Below are 6,590 nucleotides of genomic sequence, written 5' to 3' on the forward strand. Positions count from 1 at the left end.
AAAAATATAATAATACTGCTCGGTGTGCCGGCTTGCGGCGGTTGCATTATCCAGTGAGTAATACAAAGAAGTGCCCTGCAGGGTATCCTGTTTAATACCTTTTATCTGCGTTGGCAGCGTAAGGCCTGCAAATTCCAATGTGGTGGGCAGAATGTCCACTACATGTCCGTACTGATTCCGGATGCCGCCTTTATCCTTAATGCCTTTAGGATAAAAGATGATCAACGGATTGTGCGTACCGCCTTCTGCATTGGCATCCTGTTTCCAGAATTTGAAAGGCGTATTGGTTGCCTGCGCCCAGCCAAGCGGGTAATTGGTGTTAGAGCCTGAAGGAGTACCTATTTCGCCAATTTGTTGCAGGTTGCTTTTAAACTGTTCTTCGTCAGATACCTTGCCACCCAGCGGCCCCCTGTTGAGCACGCCCTGGAAGGTGCCTTCCTTACTGGCGCCATTGTCGCCAATGATCACAAAGAACAAAGTATTGTCGAGTTGTTTTATGGCTTTCAAATGATTGACAATACGGCCCACCTGCGCATCGATGTACGTGAGGTAAGCAGCATATACTTCCATAAAGCGGGCATATACTTTTTTCTGATCAGGCGTTAAGGTATTCCAGGCTTTTATGTATTCGTTGCGGGCAGGTAATTGCGCATTGGCAGGGATCACGCCCAGCTTTTTCTGGTTAGCGATCACTTTGTCGCGGTATACATCCCAGCCTTCGTCGAATTTTCCTTTGTAGAGGTTGGCCCATGAATCGGGCACCTGGTGCGGCGCATGGGTAGCGCCGGGTGCATAGTACAGGAAGAAAGGTTTATCAGGCGCTGCTTTTTTCTGTTTTGAAATATAACTGATGGCTTTATCCGTAATGCTCTCATTCAGGTTTCTGCCATCGGGCGTTATATGCCCATTGTCTTCTACCAGGTCGGGTTTGTACTGATCGGTTTGCGATCCCAGGAAACCATAAAAATGATCGAACCCTTTGCCGCTTGGCCAGCGGTCGAACGGACCGGCATCGGTGGCATCCTCATCGGGCGTTACACCCCATTTGCCTACGGCAAAGGTGTTATAACCGTTCTCACGAAGTACTTCCGCCACGGTTCCTTTATCGGCGGGGATGCGTCCATCCCAGCCCGGGAACCCGGCCGATAAAGCGGTGTGGGCAAATCCGCCCATATGCACATAGTGCTGATTGCGCCCGGTCAATAAAGCAGCCCGGGTAGGTGCGCAGATGGCGGATGTATGAAAATTGGTATAGCGCAAACCCTGGCTGGCCAAACTATCGAATGTAGGCGTAGGGATCAATCCGCCAAAAGCGCTGGAAGCGCCAAAGCCCACATCGTCGAGCAGGATCCATACAATGTTAGGGGCACCTGCCGGCGCTTTAACCGCCGGCTGCCACCATTCTTTTGAATCGGCATAGGTTTTACCCACTACGCCCTGGTAAGGCTGGGGAGCTGTTTGCGCCTTACCATCCCATGACAGCGCAGCAAGCCCTGCTATCATGGAGGAGGCCAGCACCTTTTTGGTTATCCCGTTGATTTGCTGAAAATGCATATTGATGTATTTAATGATTGAATGAATGAATTGCCGAGTGGTTACCAGCCTGCGTTCTGGGTTAAACCGGCCAGGTCGATTTCAACCTGGGGTATTGGATACAAAGTGTCTTTAAGCGCCGCCCCTGTTTTGGCCGGAAATTTTTTCAGTGCCTCATACAAATAGCTGCCGCCTCTTCTCGATAGATCGAACCAGCGATTCCCTTCGAGCATAAATTCTTTTCTTCTTTCTAAAAACACAGAATCCCGGAAGGCAGCCTGTGGTAATGCGGCGGTAAGGTTGGCGACACCCGCTCTTGTTCTAACCTTATTAATGGCAGCGTAAGCATCTGTGGTGGGGCCGCCATTGAGCTCGTTCAATGTTTCGGCATACAACAGCAACACATCTGCATAGCGGATCACGGGCGTATTCAAACCGCTTTGCGCCTGATTGGTCAACGGCGCCACACTGTAATCGATGAACTTGTTCCATCGGGGTGCGCCGAAATTTATTGTTTGTCCGGTTGACGTATTCACCAACGTGGTAAAAAAGGTAACGCCCCGCCGTGTGTCACTGGCATCAAACAGTTGAAAGATGGTACTGTCGGCCGGAATATCACCGGGATACACCGCCGGGTTAAACGAACTAAAACTTCCTGAGCTGATAAACTGCGTACTGTTTTTAGCGCCGAGGTTGGTCTCAAACTGTACAGAAAAAACATGCTCTACCCCGTTCTTGGTGGCTTTCTGAAACGCGTCTTTGAAACTGGTAAACAGGTTATATCCATAGCCGCCGGTGGTGTTTGTAAACGTTCCCGCAGTTATTACTTTTTGTAATTCAACCAACGCATGGGGCCAGTCCCTTCTGGTAACATATACTTTCGCCAGCAACGCATGGGCAGCACCGCTGGTAGCCCTTCCTATGTCGGCCCCGGAATATGAGTTGGGCAAATTGAAGGCGGCGGTCAGGTCATCGATGATCTGTTGATAAACGCTGTCCTTTGGCGTTCTGCCGGTTTTCAAACTGTTTACATCAACCGTAGTGGGGTCATGCAGAATGAGGGGTACATCGCCAAACAACCGCACCAGGTTAAAATACAACAGGGCCCTTATAAACCTGCTTTCGCGCACCAGGCGTTCGCGGAGGGTGGTATCGATAGCCATCGGCGCTAGATTATCTATAGCCACATTGGCGCGGCTGATGCCATAATAATGCTGCTGCCAGATCTTACGGATCCGGTCATTCGCCGGTACATAGGTAGCCGTTCCCAATGCCCGTACATCGGGATTGGTATTGGATGGACTGAACACCAGTTCATCACCGCCATTGCAGGTAAGCAGATTGAGATTGCGACCGTAGATGGGGAAATCGCCCGCAGGGTCGCTGTTCAGGGTACTGTACGCCGCACTGACGGCTGCAAGCGCATCAGCAGGCGTTTTATAAAACTGACCGGCCACTGTTACCGAGGCAGGGTCTTCGGTGAGCTTGTTGCAGGAAAACAAAAAACCTGCTACAACAGATATATATATGATTCGTTTCATGATCGCTGTTTTATTGATCCGTTAAAAAGTAAGATTTACCCCGGCCAGAAAAGTGCGGGTAGCGGGATAGCTCCCATAATCTATCCCCTGTTTGGTATTGTCATTGTCGTAAAAATTCACCTCGGGATTGTAACCGGTGTAATGGGTGAGGGTAACCAGGTTTTGGGCAGAAACATATACCCTTACCTGTTTGGCGTGGATCTTTGAACTGATGGTTGCAGGAAAATTATAACCCAGCGTAATGTTCTTCAGCTTAGCATAAGAACCGTCTTCAATATAGCGGTCCGTTACCTGCGGCACCGGTGAATTGGTGGCCCGGGCAACCGTACCATTGGGGTTTGACGTACTCCACCTGTTCAACAAGGCAGCAGAAGCATTTTGTGAGATCGTAGGGATTTCCAATTTCTGCTGTAACAGGTTAAACAATTTGTTGCCATAAGACCCCTGGATAAAAAATGACAGATCAAATTTGTTCCAGGAAAGATTGTTTGAAAAGCTGGCTGTGAATGTTGGCTGCGCACTTCCCAGGTTGTGTTTATCAGCGCTGGTAATGGCGCCTTCGCCGGTGTAGTCAACATATTTTGTATCGCCCACCTGTTGCGGCATACCGGCCAGTACGGCGGCTTTTTTTGCCAGGTCTTCGGCGGTTAACAATCCATTGGTTGAATATCCCCAAAAGGTACCTACCGGCAACCCTACCTGTACTATAACCGGCGAAACCTGACCGGTTGGCGCTATGGGAAAATAGCTGCTGCTGGCGCCGAGGCTCAATACTTTGTTTCTGTTGGCTGCTATTAAAAAAGTTGACCGCCAGGTGAAATGCTGGCTTTTTACATTCTCCGTACTCAACCCGAGTTCAAATCCCTTATTCTCCACACTGCCCACGTTCTCTAACTGGCTGGTATAACCCGTATACAACGGGAAGGGCACATACAGCAGCAGATCGGTAGTTTTTTTATAGTAAGCATCAAAGGTGATGTTGATGCGATTGTTAAATAAACCAACATCAACCCCCGCATTATACTGGGTGGTAGTCTCCCATTTCAGATCAGGATTGGCCAGCTGCAGCGGTGAAATACCTGTTACCAGCGTACTGTTGAAATAATAGTTGGTAGGCGCCAGGGCGGCCAGTGAACTGTAAGGCGGCACTTCGGAATTACCGGTTTTACCGGCCGTTAACCGTACCTTCAGATTGCTGACATACCGGTCGAACCGTTGAAAGAAATCCTCTTTGTTTACATTCCAGGAAATACCAATGGAAGGGAAATAACCCCATTTGTTGTTTGCGCCCAACCGCGAAGAACCGTCGGCGCGTTCAGACAAGGTGATGTTATACTTATGGAGATATGAATAATTCACTCTTGCCAGAAAGGAATTCAGGGTTGACTGGTGCGCATCTGACAGGGCCAGCACCGCAGAGCCTGCATACGACAGGTTATTAAACGTGGTCAGGTCATTGGGGAATTTCTGGGAGCTGGCTACTGCCGATTCATCCTTTGAAAACTGCGTGGTATACCCGGCCAGTACATTTACAAAATGCGTATTCTGCCAGGTATGGTCCCAGGTAAGCGTATTCTCATTCAACCACGAAACAGCAGCCACGGACCCAACAGAAGCATACCCGCCCATTGTATAGCCATTGTTAGACCCAGCCGGTGAACCGGTGTAGGAAGGCGCATAATAATTCTGTTTGGTGTTCAGGATGTCGACCCCGCCGGAAATTTTAAGCACCAGATCCTTCCATAATTTATATTCGGCAGAAGCACTTCCCATTACCCGGGTAAGATAACTGCGGTTGGTGGTAGCCACTATATCCTGCAACGGGTTGGTGGGTGTAGTGGTATACGGACTGGTAGTATTATAGGTTCCATCCCCGTTCTTTATCAGCGATACCGGGGAAGACAATACCAGGCTGGGATACGCGCCACTGAAATTGATACTATTGTAGCCGCTCCCTGTTAATTTATCTTCCAGCGACCGGCTGCCGAAGATGTTGGCAGCTACCTTAAACCGGTCGGTCACATTTCTTTCATAGTTCAGGCGGGCCGAGTATCTTTTGAACCCGGTATTCAACACTGTTCCCTGCTGGTTAAAATAATTTCCAGAAATCAGGTACCGCGATTTGTCATCGCCACCGGCGAGGGAGAGTTCATGATTTTGTACAGGCGCGTCCCGGAGCGCCGAGCTTTGCCAGTCGCTCCCGGCGCCCAATGCAGCAAGAGCCGAATCACTAAAGGTCGCCGGTTTGCCATCACTGATATTGATATCATTTACCAGTGCGGCCCATTGCGACCCATTTAAAAGATCCAGCTTTTTCGATACCTGTTGTTTACCATAATAAGCACTGTAGTTGAATTCGTCGGTGCCCTTTTTTCCCCGGCGGGTGGTGATCACCACTACCCCATTGGCGCCGCGTGACCCATAGATGGCAGTAGCCGAAGCATCTTTCAGGATCTCGATCGATTCTATGTCGCTTGGGTTTATGGTAGCCAGTGCATTTATACTGGAGCCGTTGGAAGCGCCTGAATTGGTAAAGCTGTTATTATTGTAAATGATGAACCCATCAATAACATACAGGGGTTCGTTCCCGAAGGTGATCGAATTGCCGCCGCGCACCCTTATAGTGGCGGTACTACCTGGTTGGGCAGAACTTTGGGTGACCGCCACGCCCGGCACGGCGCCCTGGATCAGGTTATCGAAAGAAGTGGCGGGCTGGGTAAGCAGGTTCTTGGGAACGCTGGTAACAGCGCCCGATACATCACTTCTTCTTTGCGTACCATAACCAACCACTACCACATCACTCAACTGCGCATTCCCCGGTTTTAACCGGATGTCTACAGGTTTATAATCGCTTACCGTTATTTCCCGGGTCTCGTACCCTACGTGGCTTACTTCATAAACAACCGGAATTTTTTGACCGGTCACAAATGTGAAGGCGCCTTCTTCATCGGCCGCCACATGGTGCGTTGTTCCTTTAATATGCACCACAGCGCCCACCAGCGGTTCTTTTGTTCTGTCATCAACCACCTTGCCTGTCAACTGCACATTATTGTTTTGGGCAATGGAGCAGAACGTTGAAAAGAGCAGGGAAAGAAAGAGCAATAGTTTGCCGGCAAGGTATTTTTTATACCTTTGAAACAGATTCATGTTAATGATGTTTTATCGTTAATGTAATCAGGATGAAGACCAGTAAGTGATTGGCGTTACGGACTGGTCTCATCCCGGCACCGGTAGGAAATTATTCTTACCGGTTTTTTTATTCTCTATTTGACTGGCATTTATTCGTTAATTACAGGCACAGCCATTCATTCATCTGGTGCGGAAGGGTTCAGCCATGTATAACAGGCAATCTGTACTATTGTGTATTTAATTATCAGAGAGGTGACGATGCTAAAAGCAACAACAACAGCAGCATTCTTTCAAAAGAATAATGCTATAGATCCCTGCCGGGGCAGCAGGCTGCAAAGAGATTATATTGTACGAGGTAACTCCCATAACAATAGTTATTGGTTTTAA

General features: G+C 48.9%; 3 protein-coding genes. All 3 read right to left on the reverse strand.

All coding sequences use genetic code 11. The annotated features are described in order from the left end of the window. A partial coding sequence (locus ACJ751_RS10470; protein WP_407745440.1) for an arylsulfatase occupies positions 1 to 1,554 on the reverse strand: 1,554 nt, incomplete at its 3' end. Between the two features lie 41 nt (positions 1,555 to 1,595). Continuing rightward, positions 1,596 to 3,074 (reverse strand): RagB/SusD family nutrient uptake outer membrane protein, encoded by a 1,479-nt coding sequence (locus ACJ751_RS10475; protein ID WP_407745441.1) that lies wholly within the window; start codon positions 3,072 to 3,074, stop codon positions 1,596 to 1,598. 21 nt (positions 3,075 to 3,095) lie between these two features. After that, entirely contained in the window at positions 3,096 to 6,221 is a 3,126-nt protein-coding gene (locus tag ACJ751_RS10480; RefSeq protein WP_407745442.1) for a SusC/RagA family TonB-linked outer membrane protein, read from the reverse strand. Positions 6,222 to 6,590: the final 369 nt, after the last annotated feature.

It is taken from the genome of Niastella sp. (genome assembly GCF_045805085.1).
In the GTDB taxonomy this organism is placed as follows: Bacteria; Bacteroidota; Bacteroidia; order Chitinophagales; family Chitinophagaceae; genus Niastella.